The sequence below is a fragment of the Adhaeretor mobilis genome, from assembly GCF_007741515.1.
GTDB classification, from domain to species: Bacteria; Planctomycetota; Planctomycetia; order Pirellulales; family Lacipirellulaceae; genus Adhaeretor; species Adhaeretor mobilis.
Map to the genome: position 1 here is coordinate 3,962,805 of NZ_CP036263.1, position 18,188 is coordinate 3,980,992.

An 18,188-nucleotide genomic window follows, 5' to 3' on the forward strand; every position below is an offset into this window, starting at 1 on the left:
ATCATTGAAGGCATAGCACTTTGCGGAAACGTCCACGACCTACTGAATCACCAACAAGGCAACTAGTACTGAGCACAGCCCTCGTACTGTGTCTCGCTACCTGTGCACCCGCAGCTGACTTCTTCGTTTCCAGCGCCTCTGAAATCACCAGCGTGCTCAACACCCAAGCCGGGCCGGGTGACACGTTGATCATGACCAACGGCACGTGGACCAACCAAACGATCAACTTCTCTGACGATGGCACCTCGGCCAATCCGATCACCCTCCGTGCCGAAACACCCGGTGGGGTGATTCTCAACGGCAACTCCACGCTCAACATCTCGGGCGATTGGCTCGTGGTCGATGGGCTGCGGTTTGAAGGAGGGGCCCTCAACGACGGCTCCAACGCCATCGTGGAGTTTCGCGGCAACAATGGCGAGGCGACCAATAGCCGGTTCACCAACTCAGCCATCGTCAATTACAACCCGACCAACGTCGACGATCGCTACCACTGGTTGGAAATGTTTGGGCAGAATAACCGGGTGGATAACAATCGCTTTGAAGGGCAAAACCACTCGGGCGTCACGGTCGTGGTGCGTCTAGACGATAATTTGAGTCTGTCCCAGAACCACCAGATTGATCGCAACCACTTTGTCGATCGACCGGAGCCTACTAACCCCAGCAGCTCCAATGGTTTCGAGACCATTCGGATCGGTACGAGTGCGCGTTCAATGGGCAATTCGAACACGGTGGTCGAGAACAACCTGTTTGAACGCACCGAGGGCGAAGTCGAGATCATCTCCAACAAATCGGGCAGTAACACTTACCGCTACAATACCTTTCGCGAGTCGGCGGGTACGCTGACCTTGCGACATGGCAACGATACGCTTGTGGAAGGCAATTTCTTCCTTGGCGAGAATAAGAATGAGTCGGGTGGAATTCGCGTCATCGGCGAGCGGCAGACGATCGTCAACAATTACATTGCGAATGTTGATGATCGAGCCGGTGCCGCGATTTCTATCTCTGCAGGGGTGCCCAATTCGGAGTTGAACCAATACTTCCAGGTGAAGGGTGCCCTGATTGCTCACAATACGATTGTGAATACCCTCGGCAATCAAATCACTTTCGACGATGGGCTAGGCAGCAGCGGTCGCACGCTATTGGCAGAGGATGTAACCATCGCCAATAACCTCTTGAGAAGTTCCGGGGCCACGATCTTTGAAGGCAACGAAGGTGCCAACTGGACCTGGGAAGGCAACATCGCCTTCGGTGGCAACCTGGGACCCAAGGCAGGTGACTCGGGCATTAGCGTTGTGGATCCCCAGCTACAACTCGCCGCCGATGGACTGTGGCGGCCCAACAGTACCAGTCCCGCAATCAACGCCGCCCAAGGAGATTACTCCGCCCATTTGATCGACGATATGGACGGTCAACCGCGGATTGGCGTGTACGATGTGGGTGCGGATGAATTTTCCATGTCGACTATCGTGCGCAAGCCGCTTTCCGATGGCGACGTTGGTCCTTCTTGGATCACCGACCCGATCAATCTACCTAGTGGCGGCGGCTGCGGCCCCAATGGTTGTGCGATTCAAGCAGAGGACTACGATGCGCTGCTCGACCCTGATAACAACAGCCTCACTTGGACCGTGGAAAACGTTGCCGAGGCACTCGGCGGCGAGGTCCTTAAGGCCCCAAGTGGCAATCGGACTGACTTGCCCAGCGACACTCACGATGCGATAGCCGTTTTCGATGTTACCTTCGAGCAGGCGGGCACCTACAAAGCTTACTATCGGGCCCGTGGTTTTAGCGGCAGCTCGGACAGCATCTTCACACCCGATGATTTTGGGACGGATCCAGACAACCAGCAGTCGCTTTCTTCAGACGGAGAATTTCTCTGGGAAATAGGGGATTCTTTCACGATCTCTTCTGGCGAGGTTGATGTCCCGTTGGAGTTTCGCATTGGCAGGCGCGAGGGGCTGGCCGAACTCGACGCACTCGTTTTGAATTTAGATGCGAACCTAACGCCCTCAGAACTCGACGCCCTGTTCGACATTACGATTGCCGCCAGCGACTTTGATGAAGATGGCGATGTCGATGCGGACGATCTGGCCGCTTGGCAAACAGGCTTCGGCACCGCTAGTGGTGCGTTGCAGGGCGACGGCGATGGTAACGAAGATGGGGCCGTCAACGGGATTGATTTCCTCAATTGGCAACTCGACTTCAATCCAACGGCAGCCACGGCTGCGAGCTCCAGTGTGCCCGAGCCTTCAAGCTTGATCCTGCTGATATGTCTCGGAGTCAGCGGTTGCCTAAAGCGGGGGCAACGCCACCCCGTGCGAATGATTCTTGAACGATTCGAAACTCGAAAATAGGAAGATCCTTAACGATGCAAAATCCAGCAAAAGACAACTCACAGCGCCAAGCTGACAGCACTCTGAACCGTCGTTCGTTCTTGAAAGACTCCGCGTTGAAGAGCTCGGCTCTAGCTGCCGCGGCGGCAACGCCCTACTTTGTGCCGTCCTCGGCATTTGGTGCTAATGCGCCTAGCAACCGCGTCACCATGGCATGCATTGGCGTGGGCAATCAGGGCTTCCCCGTGATGCAGCGGTTCCTGGGCTACGACGATTGCCAAGTGCTGGCTGTGTGCGACGTGAATAAAGGTAGCAACGGCTACAAAGAGGAAAAGCACTATTACGGACGCGAGCCAGCCAAGCAAGAAGTTGAGAAGCACTACGGAAAGCAGCGTGAGAGTGGCACCTACAAAGGTTGTGATGCCTACAACGACTTCCGCGAAATCTTGGAGCGGAAGGACATCGATACGGTCGTCATCGTCACGCCCGATCATTGGCACAGTGAAATGACGATCCGTGCGGCTGAAGCTGGCAAAGATATTTACTGCGAAAAGCCGCTCGGCCTGACCATTACTGAACAGCAAGCGATGATCGAGGCTGTGCGGAAGAACAATCGCGTTTGTCAGACCGGCAGCCACGAACGTTCGAACCCCAACGTGATGAAGATGATCGAGTTGGTGCAAAGTGGTGCCATTGGCGACGTAAAGCGAGTCATCTGCAACATTGGCCGGCACAATAAGGTGGGTCCGGGCCCCGGCTGGAAAGAGATGCCGGTGCCTGAAGGGTTTGACTACGACATGTGGCTTGGCCCCGCGCCTCACGCACCTTTCCACGAGGACCGCTGCTTGTATCGGTTCCGGTTCAATTCGGACTATGCGGGCGGACAAGTGACCAACTTTGGAGCTCACTCTCTGGACATGGCTCAGTGGGGCCTGGGAATGGATAAGTCCGGGCCAGTGAAGGTGAAGCATGTCTTCGCGGAATACCTACCCGAGGGGAGCCTTTATAATGCTCCGACCTTCGCACACTTCGAGGCGGAGTACGCCAATGGTGTGCAACTGGTTTGTCGCACCGCCGAGCCCTCAGTCCGTTGCCAGTTTGAAGGGACCGATGGAATCGTTCGCATTGAAAACCAGGGGCGGAACTTTGCCACGATTCCTTATTCCATCAAGGAAAAGCGATACGGCTCCGATGTGCCCGAGGTCTACAAGAGTAACGACGACCACCAACGCAACTTTATTGATTGCGTGAAATCGCGTGATGAGCCAGCAGCACCGATCGAAGTAGGGCATCGCAGCGCGACCGTCTGTCATCTGGGCAACATTGCGATACGCCTGAAAAAAGAACTGAACTGGAACCCTGAGAGTGAACAATTCGTTGGCAACGACGCAGCAACAGCTCTCATGAGTCGTCCTGCCCGCAAGACTTGGCAAGCTTAGAACGTAATTTTTGATTTACCTGAACCCCACGGCGCTAGCGTCGGGTAATCAAGCTATCCGGACATGAACCCGGGCCAACCGAGGCTAGCGCTACGGCTCCGTATTTTATTTTGCAATTTAAAACGCCTACTTACCACTAAACCTTAGTAGCGAGACAAGCCCGGAAAGCGAAGCACCAGTGAATCCTCAGCCGCTCGAAATCGATGCACAAAAGAAGAATCCCGTGGCGAAAGTCACCGATGTGCACGTGCGCGGTGTGGAATTGTTCTTCCTACCCGTACGCACACGTGTCCCGTTAAAATTTGGTCCGGAAACTCTGACCGAAGTTACCTGCGCGCGGGCTAGAGTATTCGTTGAATCGACCGATGGTAAGCTGGCCGAAGGCTGGGGCGAGACTCCACTAAGCGTACCTTGGGTGTGGCCGTGTGATATGAGTTACACCTCACGCGACCAAGCTTTGCAAGACTTTTGCATTCGCCTGGCCAGCGCCTTGTCAGGGTTCGAGGTCACCGGCCACGCGATGGAGATTGGCTACGATTTTCAGCAGTCGATCTTGCCGGTACTTCTCGCCGAATTCAATCAAGATCGCGACCCGGCCGAGCACATGCCCTTGCTGGCAGCACTGGTTTGCTGCTCGGTATTCGATATCGCGATACACGATGCTTACGGTATCGCAAACAAGGTGCCTGTCTATCAAACTTATAACCGTCGGTACATGAATCGCGACCTCTCGCGCTACCTGGCAGCGGCCGACGATGTCAACATTGATTTTTCTGATCGTTATCCCGAAGACTACCTGATCATTCCTCCCGAGAAGAAGTTGCCCGTGTGGCATCTCGTCGGCGGCCTCGATCCTCTGGAGGTATCGGAACTGAATGGCAATGCACCGAACGATGGTGAGCCTTTTCTGTTAGAAGATTGGATTAAAAGAGATGGAATCACCTGCCTGAAAGTGAAGCTGCGAGGGAACGACCAGGCATGGGACTACCAGCGTCTCGTTCAAGTGGGGCATATCGCCAAGAGTCATGGTCCCTTTTGGCTCACTGCCGACTTCAACTGCACGGTCACCAACCCTGACTACGTGAACGAAGTCTTAGACCGACTACGCGAAGAGCAACCAGCCATTCACGACGCGATCCTCTATGTCGAGCAGCCATTTCCTTACGATTTGGAAGCAAACCGCATCGATGTGCACAGCGTTTCCGAGCGCAAGCCGCTGCTCATGGACGAAAGCGCACACAACTGGGAACTCGTGAAGCTGGGACGAACGCTTGGCTGGACGGGGGTTGCTTTAAAGACCTGCAAGACGCAAACGGGCGCACTGTTGAGTCTCTGCTGGGCACGTGCACATGGCATGGATTTGATGGTCCAGGACCTGACCAATCCCATGCTTGCACAAATTCCTCATGTTCTGCTGGCGGCTTATGCGGACACACTCATGGGGGTCGAATCCAATGCGATGCAGTTCTACCCTAGCGCTTCGTTGCCCGAGGCGAAGGTTCATCCGGGCCTCTATCAGCGACGCGGTGGGCAGCTTGATTTAACCTCCATCGAGGGCCCCGGCTTCGGCTATCGATTGAGCGAAATCGAGCGTGAGCTTGGAGCGCCTGCCGCTAGCTTCGGCGTCGCCTCTGCTTAACATCGTCTCCCCAAACCATGCCTTTCTCGAACTGTTGCTTCTCGAGTCGACTCCTCAGCTCTTGAGGCCAGTTTCTCAGGAAACTATCATGCACCGCATACCCCTTCGCTGCTGGCTAGCCTTGGCCAGCATGGGATTTCTCGCCTGCGCCGCTCAAGCAGAAGATCCGCGAACCGTTTATTGGGAGTCGTCGCATCTCGTTGCAACTAAGAGTCGCCTGTTAAAACTCGATGAGGAGCGGCAGCCCGCGGTCTTGAAGAGGCTGCGTAAAAGTGCCGCCCTCGCTCTAGAGCGAGGCCCTTACTCCGTCATGAATAAGAGGGAAGTGCCGCCCAGTGGTGACAAACACGACTACCAGAGTTTTAGCCGCTACTGGTGGCCCAACCCCGATACCCCGGATGGCCTGCCGTATGTGCGGCGCGATGGCGAAACAAATAGAGAGATTCGAGCAAGGGGCGATCGTGATGCCATTGGCAAGCTGGTTCGAACTATTGAAGTACTCTCCCTTGCTTACTTCTTTTTCGAGCAAGAGGAGTATGCGGAACGTGCAATACATTTGATACGCACGTGGTTTCTCGAAGAAGAAACCCGCATGAATCCTCACTTGCGGTTTGGTCAAGCCGTGCCGGGTAGAAGTGATGGGCGTGGCGTAGGGATTCTTGATACACGAGGATTCATACTATTGCTGGATTCGGTTGCTCTGCTGGAACATTCCCGTAGTTTCACCACTAAGGACAAGCAGCAATTGCAAGCTTGGTTTAGCAAGTATCTCCGGTGGCTTCGCGAGAGTGAACTTGGGCGTGAGGAGCGATCGGCAAAGAACAACCACGGAAGTTGGTACGATGCACAAACCGCGCGGATCGCGATATTCGTTGGGGACAGGAAGTTAGCACGAGAGATCGTTGAAGAGGTCAAAACGAAACGCATCCCGATGCAGTTCCAATCAGATGGCAGCCAACCGGCCGAGGAAGCACGAACTCGATCCCTGCACTACAGTTTCTTCAACCTCACGGCGCTGGCCGTGGTGGCCCGCGTTGGAGAACAGTTTGGTATTGATCTCTGGCAGGCGGATGCACCGGAAGGTGTCAGTCTTTCGGACGGCTTAAGTTACCTTCACCCCTACCTTCAGTCGCCGGGCAATTGGCCCCACCAGCAGATTGGTCAATTTACACTCTCACCTCATGTGATCGAACTGTTGCGCATGGCTTCAGTCAGACTAGGAGAGCCGGCTTATCTTAAAATAGTTTCAGATGCCAAACAGCGGAACAAGGAAGGAAATTACGCGGAGCTGCTCCATGCAGCTCAGAAGGCAGAAGGCGTCGGTGTTCCGCGAGACAATACTGGTCGAGTCCGCATTAGGAAAGGTAGTTTACTGACAGGCGACGAGCACTCTATTGATTCACCCAAGGAGCTAGCAGCCCTCCTTGAGTCGGGCAAGTTAACTCCAGGAGATACTATTCTCTGGGCGAGCGGCGAGTATCAGGACATAGCGATCAATATCGAGGGAATCGACGGTACGAAAGAGCAACCGATAACTCTGCGAGCCGCCACCCCAGGCGGAGCCATATTTCGGGGGGCATCGCAAATGCGAATCGGCACCCAGTGGTGGGTCATCGAGGGGTTTCACTTCGATGGCACGACCGGGAGTGCCAATAGCTACAATCCGTTTCAATTTCGATCTCTAAGCGGAACAGGCGCCCAGCACGTGCGGCTGATCAACTGTGCCATGACCAATCTGACAACCGATGAGGAAACCTCCAAGTGGGTGCTCTTCTATGGACGCAACAACTCTATCGAGCATTGTCACTTTAGCGGAAAGCGCAGCAAAGGTGCCTTGATTACCGTAGAGTTGGGCGACTTGAAGGGAGACGAAACGGCTGAGCACCGAATTGAGAATTCGTATTTCGGCGATTTCGCGTATCAAGAAGGAACCGACAACGAGACGATTCGCATCGGCTCAAGTGGCGATCAAAACAAGCCCGCATCGTGTCTGGTACAGAGAAACCTGTTCGTCGGCTGTGACGGCGAGAATGAAGTCATTAGCAGCAAATCGAGTCACAACAGGGTTCTAGCCAACACTTTTCGACAGTGCAACGGTGCGTTGGTTCTCCGTCATGGGCATCATGCTCGCGTGGAGGGAAACTATTTCTTCGGAGACGGGGCACAGCACTCGGGCGGCATTCGTGTGGTTGATAGCGACCATTTGATTATCAATAACTATTTGCAGGATCTGGAGGGTGACGGTTGGAACGCAGCTCTCTCGATCATGGGCGGCAAGCAGCGTTCAACCGGCTCCAGCGACGGTTATCAAGCAGTAGACCGAATCGCAGTGATGCACAACACGATCGTGAATTGCAAGCGTAGCATTCTGCTCAACGACGAAAAAGGCTCGCGTGCTCCTACCGGTACACTCGCAAACAATCTCATCTCCAGTTCAAACGGGCCGTTGATCAGTGGGGAATTCTCTCCCAGCAAACTTGTATGGGTGAGAAATCTTCTGCATGGAGCCTCTGTGGGAGCTTCCGTGGGAGCGGCGACTTCAGATCCCGAACTGTCGTTGAAGCACGGATTACTGCGACCGTCACCAACAGGCCCTGCCGCCAACGGAGCGGTTGACACTCCCCTAGAGCAGCTACCGGAACTGCAGCGTGACATCGACGGCCAGCTTCGACCCAGCACGCAACGAGACATCGGGGCAGATGAGGTTTCCGGAGCTCAAGGGAAAATCACTTCCCCGCCTCTTACTCCGGAAGACGTGGGGGCGAATTTCCTCACAGGCGAAAGCTCACATCAACCGAACAAGGAATAACTACAATTAACAACTATTTCTTCATCGCTGTTTTCATCAGTCTTATGGCCCCGCTCTCGCCGTCAGCAAATGCGAAAGAGGCGGTAGTCGTCAATTCTATAGATGAATTGCGGGAGGCGATCAAAGAGACGTCTCCTGGGTCGGTCATCGAGCTGGCCGACGGTGTTTACGATCTTCAGCGTGATCTCGAACTCAAGAGACAAATAGGCACGTCCGCCGCACCAATCACGATTCGTGCTCAACATCTCTTGAAGGCTGAGTTCAGCGGCAATCACATTGTGAAATTACGGGACTCAGAGTACCTGGTGCTGGAAGGATTCCGCTTCACCTTGAAAGCGGACGTCCATGGAAAAGGAGGCGCTCTCAGCGTACGAAACTGTCATCATTGCCGAATCACGCGCAACGACTTCGAGCTAGCCGAACAGGACACCGGTGACAAAAACCAAACCTGGCTGACCCTGGACGGGCTCAAGAGCGGACACAATCTCATTGATCGGAATCGATTCTCAAACAAGAAGAAGCCAGGGCATTTCATCTTTGTCACCGGTGAAGATGAGTACGTCTCTCAGCAAGACATCATTGAGCGTAATCACTTTGCAAATCGGGCGTATGGAAACGACTCCAATGGGTTTGAGACCATTCGTGTCGGCGAGAGTCGTATCGGGAACGCGGGGGGGAAGTCATCGACGACCATTCGAGACAACCTTTTTGAAAAGTGTCAGGGCGAAGATGAAATGATCTCGTTTAAAGTCGGCGGAGGCTCGTTTACTGGCAATACCATTTTGAATTGCCACGGGAGCGTCGTCTTTCGGAACGGCAACGATGGAGTATTTGCTAACAACATGATTTTGAATACCTATGCTAAGCGTCCCTTCGAAGCCTATCGCTCAGGAGGCATTCGATTCTATGGCTCTGGGCATCGCGTGTTTAACAATTATTTTGAAGGGCTGGATGGCACTTCGATGAAAGCGCCCTTGGCGTTGATGCACGGAGCGCCGGCAGGCAGTGGCTCACTGGGGGTCGCTGACGGACTACCGGCGGTCGATTGTCAGGTGGTCCACAACACTTGGGTGCGCTGTGCGCAACTTCGTATTGGTATGTCTTCGAAAAAGCGTCCGCTCAAACCTCAGGATTGCATATTTAGCAACAATCTCGTGTCCGAGACGAACGATGATCGCCTGCTGGAACTCTACGAAGCCGAGGGCGTTCAGTTTCGCGGAAATATTCTTCACGCCACGAACGGCAAAGAAACGGGAGTCGAAGGGATGACCGACAAGCAGGCTTTCCAAATCGCCGATCCTAAGCTGAATCGCACCGGCAAGGTAATGCGCCTCGCACCTGGCTCGCCGGCAATTGACAACGCATGGAGTGCTTTTCTTTACGTCCATGAAGACATGAATGGTCAGCCGCGAGACGATAAACCTGACGTTGGAGCTGATGAGTATTCCCCGGGATCGAGCGTTGAAAGAAATCCACTTACTCCAGATGAAGTCGGGCCTCACACCGTCGAGTAGGCGTCTAACCCCACGATAGCCGGCCTGTAAAACAAGCAGATCACGGTGTTCTCCACCGTAGCCTGCCCCTAGGAATCCAGATTCTGCGTTGACTAGCGGCGTCGGCGAGCGACTCCTTGACCACCGCAAACCCAGTAGTAGTGCACAGGCCGGTTAAGGAACGCTAATCGTGTCGATAGCTACCCCAACGAGGTCGTCGGCAATGGCGGCCAAACACAGAAATGCCAGCTACGAGCCGCCAAAAAGCACGAGACCACACTATGCCATCACTGATCCCATCAAGAAAGTGAAAGTAGTGCAGACGCCTGCTTGCAGACGCTGAGCCCCCCTCCCTCTTTAGCCCAATTGCTGAATTCCAAAACGGCTTGCCGCACCACGCCATAACATGATCAGGGGGGGAGTACGAACATTGCTGCTGTAAGCAGCCGATCTGGCCCCAAAATCACGGGCCAACAGGCACGTGGATATCGGTGAGGGCTCATCGCTTCTGCACCAGCCAGCCTCCGCTCGCTCTGGGCCACGGGTAGCCGCAGTAGGTGCGCTGGTGCGACCGGTCTAATCCCACCACAGAAGCCGAGAACGTGTCGAGTTTTTCATCAGTGGTTTTCCGTAGATTTGACTCACTAACACCGCAATCTATGGTTTCACATGGCATTCGGCACCAGCTGACTGCTTCTCGGAAACCCGCAGTTACGCACCAAACGAGCCCGCACCATGCTTCTCGGCATTGCCTTTACTAGTGTATTGATCGACGTCGGCCTCTCTTTGATTGCCGTCGTGGTCGGATTCTTGGGCGCGTATTTCTACCTACAACACACGGCTCATGCTAACCTGAAAGAGGGCGTTTCGGACCTGACCGAAGCTGAGCAAGCGCAGGCGGAGAATGATGCGGAACGCGCCAGCATGGCGGTCGATCAAGTTCGTGACCTCACCCGTGCCGTGGCAAGCGACGTCACTGAGCACAGTTCAGTAATCGAGGGCATAAGTAACCAGCTCAATGCCATCGACCAGACGAGTAAAGACTCCAGCCTAGCAATAGCCAATGCGATTGCCCAAATGCTGGGGGCCAACGGACAATTGCAAGCTCGCCTGGAAGAAGCAGAGCAAAAGATTAAGAACCAAGCCGAAGAGCTGCGAACACAAGAGACCGAGGCTCGCACGGACTCCCTCACAAAACTGGCCAATAGAAGAGCCTTCGATCACTCCCTAGAGCACAATCTTGAGAAGTTTTGCAAAGAGCGAGTTCCGTTCGCAATGATCTTGCTCGACGTAGATCACTTCAAGAAATTCAACGACACCCACGGCCACCAAGCAGGTGATGAAGTCTTACGTGTGGTGGGTCGGACACTCAATGACGTCGTCAAAAAAACCGACTTACCATGCCGCTACGGCGGGGAAGAGTTCGCCATTGTGCTACCTAGCACGAATGCTCAACAGGGCCGCGTGGCTGCTGAACGCGTTCGCAAGGCCATTGAAGCGGCAACCGTGCCATTTGAGGGCAAGAACCTCAAGGTGACCGCCAGTGTAGGCCTCACCGAAGTGGCCCGGGGCGACCAAACAGATCAAATTATTCGCCGTGCCGACGATGCGGTTTACGCTGCCAAAGATAACGGACGCAATCGCAGCTACTGGCAAGACGGCCTAGAGTGCCTGCCTATCGTTAAAGGAGGCGGGCAGCTCCACTCGACTCAATCCACCAAGAAAACTGCTACTGTGAATAGTGGCAGTCTAGCTTCCCTCACCGATTCGGATGCTTTTGTTGATGAACTCAGTCGCCGCGTGGCTGAAAACAATCGCTATGGGGTATCTCTCTCGGTGATGCACCTGCAGATCTGTGACTTCGCGGAGCATCAGGCCAAATTTGGTGAAGCTGTGGGCGAGTTGCTGATCGAATCCGTCGGTGGCTACATTAGAAGCACGTTGCGCGAGATGGATCTACTGGGCGATCTCAGCAACGGTCATTTTACGATAATGCTGCCGGGCAGCGGCGAACACGAAGCAAAGCTAGTTGGCAAACGTATCCAAACTGCGATCTCCAACTGCGTGATTCCTATGGGCAAGAATCCGTTGCGACTTGAGATGAATCTCGGAGTTGCAGTTGTGGAACCTGACGACGATGCCGTCTCGCTGTTGGACCGCGCCAGAGAGCTCATGGAACGAACGGCCAAGGGTTTACCTATCGACGTCTACGAACAGGTCGCGGCAAGGGTGTGAGGGCAATAGTCAGCCCTTCGCTTCTGCCTTCTCAGTCACCGACTATTCCATAAGACACTGATTATTCTTCGGCAGTTGCTATAATCTCGCTATGCCCAGCGAAACCAATCCGCCGCCAATGCTCCCGCCAGAAGCGAAGATGATTGGCACGGCGGCCTCAAGAAAGCCGGGAATTCGGTTCAGCATGAAGTCTTTGCTGATTGCAATGACCGGCGTAGCTGTGATTTGCGGCCTTTCGATTGCTTTGCCAGCCGAGATTTCACTAGTCTTCGTTGGCCTGATTTGGTTCGCGATCACCGGATTGATCTTTACAACTCTTTTCTTCGCGAGCGGGGAAATGCGCGCCTTTAGTATTGGTGCAGCAATTGTGGCCTCCTCGATGTGGACCGGCATTGGTGGGCAGTTCTTCCAAGGAATCCATCGAGTCCTCTACTTCCTGCTGGGCGGCACTGAGGTGCCACGTGGCTTAGCCGCGTGGGTCGACCTGCTGGTAATCATCGTCGCAGCAATTGCCAACGCAGTCTTCTGCGTTCACGTCAAACGCTTCATTGATCGACACAACCAAGGTGAGAAGTAGCTGTAAAAGCTTACCGCTTTTACCATCGCCGCACGGCTCCGGGAAAGCTTTCTGTAAATTCTTCCTAACTCCCCTTGAACGATGCTCACATGCCCCTACAATTCGAGCCGATGAACGGGGAACGCTAGCAAAACTTGCTGGCCCCGATCATCCCAAGGCTTGGAGGCCTTCTTGCGACCACTCTGGTTCGTGAAATTTTCTCCAAAAAACTTTCTGCGAGGGGTTTCACTCCCCGGACAGATCGCTAAGATTTAGGATTCCCGCCCACAAGTTGGTGCAAGCAGTAAGAGTCGCGATTTTTTGAAATCGACTCTTCCCGCTTCCCCTCACTTGTGAGAGGTAGGCTCTCCCTGAGAGCCACGGCAACAGCCAATAGTGTTACTTCAACTGTACGACTTCCGTCGACGACTTTAGTGACATGCGGCTTAGCCAAACGATCTTTGACAATTTGGTGTTTTAAGCAAGAGTGGCATCTGAAGATTCACGATGCTTCTGGAGCGGCGAGTTTCACGACTCGTTTAGCAAGAGAAGCGTTAAGTGATTTTCCTTTGTCCTTAGACAAGATAATTTGAAGCGTTACTCAAGAGATCAACAGTGGCTTAGGCGCCACTGCCAAATCTCTTTGTAGCTTAATCATTTGTCGAATTGCTGGATGCTCACTGCGGAGACCTTCGGGTTGATGGAGTGCTAGCGGAGAGCTTTTGATAAATGTGGTCAAGCTATGAAGGGCGTATGGGGGATGTCTTGGCATCAGAAGGCGATGAAGGGCGTGGAAGTCTGCGAAAAGCTCGGGGGAGTTGACAAACAAATGATGATCCCGAGATTCCTGAATTGACGCATTGTGAATAAATAACTTTGCGTGGCTAACGTGGGGAACTGAAACATCTAAGTACCCACAGGAATAGAAAGAAAAATCGATTACGTCAGTAGCGGCGAGCGAACGCGTAATAGCCCAAACCGCGGGGGTTTCCCCTGCGGGGTTGTAGGGCTCTTCACATGGGAGTCATAAACTTGCTCATTAATAGAATGGTCTGGAAAGGCCAACCACAGAGGGTGACAGTCCCGTACATGAAAGTGAGCAAACTCCCGAGGAGTACCTGAGTAGGTCGGGCCACGTGGAATCCCGACTGAATCTACGAGGACCATCTCGTAAGGCTAAATACTCTCTGATGACCGATAGCAAACTCAGTATGGTGACTGAAAGATGAGAAGAACCCCTGTTAGGGGAGGAATGTGAACCTGAAACCATACGCCTACAAGCGGTCGGAGCACTATGCCCTTCGGGGAATGTGTGACGGCGTGCCTTTTGCATAATGATCCGGCGAGTTACCGTGTGCGGCTCGGTTAAGGACTTACGGTCCGAAGCCTCAGGGAAACCGAGTCTGAATAGGGCGACAATTGGTCGTACGTGGTAGACGCGAAACCAGGTGAACTACCCATGAGCAGGTTGAAGCGCGGGTTAAACTGCGTGGAGGACCGAACCCACTTAGGTTGAAAACTGAGGGGATGACTTGTGGGGAGGAGTGAAAGTCTAATCAAACCTGGAGATAGCTCGTTCTCTCCGAAATAGCTTTAGGGCTAGCCTTGAGCAACTATGTAGCGGGGGTAGAGAGACTGATTTGGTTTGGGGCCCTTCCCGGGGTACCCTGCTGAGCCAAACTCCGAATACCGTTGCAACTATCTCAGGAGTCAGTCCGCGGGGGATAAGCTTCGCGGTCGAGAGGGAAACAACCCAGACTATCTGCTAAGGTCCCGAAGTCATACTCAGTCACTAAGGAAGTTGAATTGCTGAGACAACCAGGATGTTGGCTTAGAAGCAGCCACCATTTAAAAAGTGCGTAACAGCTTACTGGTCGAGCAATTCTGCGCCGATAATGAACGGGAGTAAGTATGACACCGAAGCAGTAGATTCAGTGATCCTTCGGGTGATCTGAGTGGTAGGAGAGCGCTGTACATCAGATACAAGGCGTACCGTAAGGAGCGCTGTCGGGGTGTACAGGTGATTATGCCGGAATGAGTAACGATAAGGCAGGTGAGAATCCTGCCCGCCGAAAGCCTAAGGTTTCCTGGGGAAGGTAATTCCGCCCAGGGTTAGCCGGTACCTAAGTCGAGGCCGAAAGGCGTAGACGATGGATAGCAGGTCAACATTCCTGCGCTACTAATGTGGACCGATGGAGGGACGGCGTTTGAATGGTGAGGGGACGACTAGAAATGTCCCTCGACGGGTGAGGCCTAGAGCATAGTTAAATGCGTGCTCGTTCCGGCCGATCCCGGACAACCTCATTTATGTTGGGTATGTCATCTGAAGAACGTCCAAGAAAAGCTTCTAAGGGTTGAAGCATTGGTAACCGTACTAAAACTGACACAGGTAGGCGAGACGAGTAGTCTAAGGCGCTCGGGAGAACACTGGTTAAGGAACTCTGCAAAATGATCCCGTAAGTTCGCGATAAGGGATGCCCCTGGTGGTTTACGCTGCTGGGGGCCACAGTAAATCGATTTCTCCGACTGTTTATCAAAAACACAGGTCTCTGCTAACACGTAAGTGGATGTATAGAGACTGACGCCTGCCCGGTGCTGGTAGGTTAAGGTAAGAGGTTAGTTATTTATAACGAAGCTTTTGACCGAAGCCCCAGTAAACGGCGGCCGTAACTATGACGGTCCTAAGGTAGCGAAGTTCCTTGTCGGGTAAGTTCCGACCTGCATGAAAGGCGTAACGAGAGAAATACTGTCTCAACCAGTGACCCGGTGAAATTGTAGTCGTGGTGAAGATGCCACGTTCCCGCAGCTAGACGGAAAGACCCCGTGAACCTTTACTGTAGGCTGATATTGGGCTGTGCTATGTACTGTGTAGGATAGGTGGGAGGCTTTGAACTCCGGTCGCCAGATCGGAGGGAGCCATTGGTGAAATACCACCCTGTTCATGGTTTAGTTCTAACTTTGATTCCCGTGAAACCGGGCAAAGGACAGTGTCAGTTGGGCAGTTTGACTGGGGCGGTCTCCTCCTAAAGAGTAACGGAGGAGTCCAATAGGCGCACTCAGCCTGGTTGGCAATCAGGCATCGAGCATAAAGGTAGAAGTGCGCTAGACTGCAAGACTTATCAGTCGAGCAGGTGTGAAAGCAGGGCTTAGTGATCCGGTGGTTCCGTATGGAAGGGCCATCGCTCAACAGATAAAAGGTACTCCGGGGATAACAGGCTTATCGCTCCCGAGCGTCCATAGCGGCGGAGCGGTTTGGCACCTCGATGTCGGCTCATCACATCCTGGGGGTGGAGAAGCTCCCAAGGGTTTGGCTGTTCGCCAATGAAAGTGGTACGTGAGCTGGGTTCAGACCGTCGTGAGACAGGTCGGTCCCTATCTACTGTGGGCGCACGAAACTTGAAGAGGTTCTTCTTTAGTACGAGAGGATTTAGAAGGACGACCCTCTGGTGTTCCTGTTGTCGCGCTAGCGGCACGGCAGGGTAGCTAAGGTCGGAACGGATAAACGCTGAAAGCATATAAGCGTGAAGCCCGCTCTGAGATTAGGTTTCGTAACCCAATGGGTGAGAGTCCCCTGGAAGACGACCAGGTTGATAGGCCGGATGTGTAAGTACAGCAATGTATTCAGCTAACCGGTACTAATGGACGAACGCTTGACCACATTTATCAAACGCTCTCAAACTTTGTTTGAGGACGAAGGATAAGAAGGTCCACTCTTGCAAACAAAACACCAAAACGTTAGGTGGCATCGGTCGACAGGTCGATGTCATCTTTTCTGGTGACCATATGTACGTGGAGACACCTGTTCCCATTCCGAACACAGTAGTTAAGCGCGTCCAGCCGATGATAGTGAGAGCACTCGCGAAAGTAGGTATCGCCAGGTTTTATAAAACCCACCCGGGAGAAATTCCGGGTGGGTTTTTTTATTGCGCTGAGGTCTCGAAAACAGCCGCTCGCCGGCTTAGCCGCTAACCAAGGCGCTCAAGTCCCGTTGGTTAGGAAGCTCGCAGAGTGCAAGGGCAAAGTATTGTAACGCTCAAATAACCCGTTAGGATGGGGGGGGTTGGTGGAGTTCTGCAAAGACCTGCTGTCTTCCGCTATTCATACAGGGGCAACATCTTTTATACGGAGCAGGCTAATGACACTCAAAACAAGCAATTCGACGGCAAGACTCACTCTCGTGCTGATCGCCGTGGCAATCTTGACATGGATTCTAACTTCTAGGGCTGAGGCAATCGTCGATGGGCAGCTAAACCTTCGCTACGCCAACCCGGCCGACGAATCGGCAGGCGGAACGTGGGACTTATTATTTCAAAGCACTGCTCCCGGTGGAGTATCAGGAATCCAGGCCCTCATCGGAGGTGCAACCGGCGTCACCGGGGTCGATACCCCGATTAATGCAATCGTTCCCAACACCGACGTTTGGGACAATTCGGGGGACACGATTTTTCGTTTTCAGCCCATTTCTGGTGGTGCTGAAGTCGCCGCTGGCGACGCACTCTCGGGAGTCCTGCTCACGGGCATCGGCACTGGTGGCATGACTGCGGGCAACATTCCCGAGGACGATCTCTTCCCCAATAACGTCGTAGGCGATGATCCTTGGGACAATTCCGCATTGATCGCCTCGGGCACATTCGGTTCTAGCCGACCCAGCCTCACGATCGTCGCCAATGAGTTTGTGGGAGGAAGTGCAGTCTCCGCCACGATCGGCGATGTTGCAGTCCGCGGCGATGCTGCCATTGATGGCTTTGGAGCAGAAGAAATGCTCCTCGGAGATGCGGATCGCAGTGGCACTATCGCCAACAACGACTTCAACATCGTCATCAATAACTTCAACACTAGCGGCAAGGGCTGGGACACGGGTGATGTCGACGGGACCAGCACGGGGCTAGTCAACGAAGATGATCGAAACATCGTCCTCGACAACTTTTTCCAATCAGCCGCAGATCCGAGCAGCGGATCTCTGGCATTGAATTCAAGTCCAGCCAACACTGCCGCGGCAGCTTTCCCAGTTCCATTTACCTTGGACGCCAAAGTTACTGCTGCATTCGATCTGAGCAACACCCCCGTTGCGCTGCCGAATTTCAATCAGCCGGTCGGAACGCCCCTGGTTTATCAGGTCGAGTTCAGTGTCGAGACGTTGGCAGTTTTCCCCGGCGAACTTGGTTTCGCCAATGTCGGGTTTAGCATTGTCACGGACAATCTGGACGACAGTTCTTCCGACTGGACACCGTCTGCGGAATCCGCCTTACTTCTCGAAACCAATCTGGATGCGGGTCTCCCTGACGACCTGGAAGGCATCCTCGCCTCGATCGCAGGTGGGTTGGACGATCCCTTGGACCTACGCACTCAGATCGGCCAGAACGGAGCAACCGTCATCGGATCGATTCTTGTCGAGTGGGATGGCGTGACGCCAGCCTCGTTATCCACTGCCGGAGTCTTATTCTCCGCTAACTCATTCAACGGTCAGTTCTTGCCATCAGTAGGCGGTGCCTCGACCACAATTCTGTTTGGATCCGTGCCCGAGCCCAGTTCGCTGATGTTACTCGTGACGACCATTTGTGGATGCCTAGTGACTGGTCGCAAGAGATCGTAGTTGGTCATGCCTAGCTTCTCATGAAACTGGAATTACTCTCGGAATGCGTTAGCATTACTTCCGGAGAACGATTCCCGAAATTCAATCGTGCTTG

General features: G+C 53.7%; 8 protein-coding genes and 2 rRNA genes. All 10 read left to right on the forward strand.

Annotated elements, in window-relative coordinates; translation table 11 throughout:
* The first annotated feature begins 20 nt into the window (after positions 1 to 20).
* The 10 genes from HG15A2_RS15590 to HG15A2_RS15635 all read left to right on the forward strand — a co-directional run bounded on the left by HG15A2_RS15590 (position 21) and on the right by HG15A2_RS15635 (position 18,094).
* Positions 21 to 2,351 (forward strand): polysaccharide lyase 6 family protein, encoded by a 2,331-nt coding sequence (locus tag HG15A2_RS15590; protein WP_145061115.1) that lies wholly within the window; start codon positions 21 to 23, stop codon positions 2,349 to 2,351.
* Positions 2,352 to 2,365: 14 nt separating this feature from the next.
* Positions 2,366 to 3,769: a Gfo/Idh/MocA family protein gene (locus HG15A2_RS15595; protein ID WP_145061117.1), complete on the forward strand. Its 1,404-nt coding sequence runs from the start codon at positions 2,366 to 2,368 to the stop codon at positions 3,767 to 3,769.
* Positions 3,770 to 3,947: 178 nt separating this feature from the next.
* The gene (locus HG15A2_RS15600) at positions 3,948 to 5,408 is read left to right on the forward strand and encodes a mandelate racemase/muconate lactonizing enzyme family protein (RefSeq protein ID WP_218932009.1); all 1,461 of its coding nucleotides are present in this window, start codon (positions 3,948 to 3,950) and stop codon (positions 5,406 to 5,408) included.
* Between the two features lie 88 nt (positions 5,409 to 5,496).
* Positions 5,497 to 8,217, forward strand: coding sequence for an alginate lyase family protein (locus tag HG15A2_RS15605; RefSeq protein WP_145061120.1), 2,721 nt, complete (start codon positions 5,497 to 5,499; stop codon positions 8,215 to 8,217).
* A 44-nt stretch (positions 8,218 to 8,261) separates the two neighbouring features.
* On the forward strand, positions 8,262 to 9,731 hold the full coding sequence (locus tag HG15A2_RS15610) for a polysaccharide lyase 6 family protein (protein WP_145061122.1): 1,470 nt from the start codon (positions 8,262 to 8,264) through the stop codon (positions 9,729 to 9,731).
* Positions 9,732 to 10,445: 714 nt separating this feature from the next.
* Positions 10,446 to 11,945 carry a GGDEF domain-containing protein gene (locus HG15A2_RS15615; protein ID WP_145061124.1) on the forward strand — a complete coding sequence of 500 codons (1,500 nt, stop codon included), beginning with the start codon at positions 10,446 to 10,448 and terminating at the stop codon, positions 11,943 to 11,945.
* Between the two features lie 91 nt (positions 11,946 to 12,036).
* Positions 12,037 to 12,522, forward strand: a complete 486-nt coding sequence (locus HG15A2_RS15620; protein ID WP_145061126.1) for a hypothetical protein — start codon at positions 12,037 to 12,039, stop codon at positions 12,520 to 12,522.
* A 712-nt stretch (positions 12,523 to 13,234) separates the two neighbouring features.
* Positions 13,235 to 16,159, forward strand: a 23S ribosomal RNA gene (locus HG15A2_RS15625).
* Between the two features lie 113 nt (positions 16,160 to 16,272).
* Positions 16,273 to 16,381 (forward strand): 5S ribosomal RNA (gene rrf, locus HG15A2_RS15630).
* 255 nt (positions 16,382 to 16,636) lie between these two features.
* Positions 16,637 to 18,094 carry a PEP-CTERM sorting domain-containing protein gene (locus HG15A2_RS15635; RefSeq protein WP_145061128.1) on the forward strand — a complete coding sequence of 486 codons (1,458 nt, stop codon included), beginning with the start codon at positions 16,637 to 16,639 and terminating at the stop codon, positions 18,092 to 18,094.
* The last annotated feature ends 94 nt before the right edge of the window (positions 18,095 to 18,188 follow it).

Coding starts and splice junctions, on each gene's coding strand:
- HG15A2_RS15595 (WP_145061117.1), top strand. CDS start 2,366: ATGCAAAATCCAGCAAAAGACAACTCACAGCGCCAAGCTGACAGCACT.
- HG15A2_RS15620 (WP_145061126.1), top strand. CDS start 12,037: ATGCCCAGCGAAACCAATCCGCCGCCAATGCTCCCGCCAGAAGCGAAG.
- HG15A2_RS15610 (WP_145061122.1), top strand. CDS start 8,262: ATGGCCCCGCTCTCGCCGTCAGCAAATGCGAAAGAGGCGGTAGTCGTC.
- HG15A2_RS15615 (WP_145061124.1), top strand. CDS start 10,446: ATGCTTCTCGGCATTGCCTTTACTAGTGTATTGATCGACGTCGGCCTC.
- HG15A2_RS15635 (WP_145061128.1), top strand. CDS start 16,637: ATGACACTCAAAACAAGCAATTCGACGGCAAGACTCACTCTCGTGCTG.
- HG15A2_RS15605 (WP_145061120.1), top strand. CDS start 5,497: ATGCACCGCATACCCCTTCGCTGCTGGCTAGCCTTGGCCAGCATGGGA.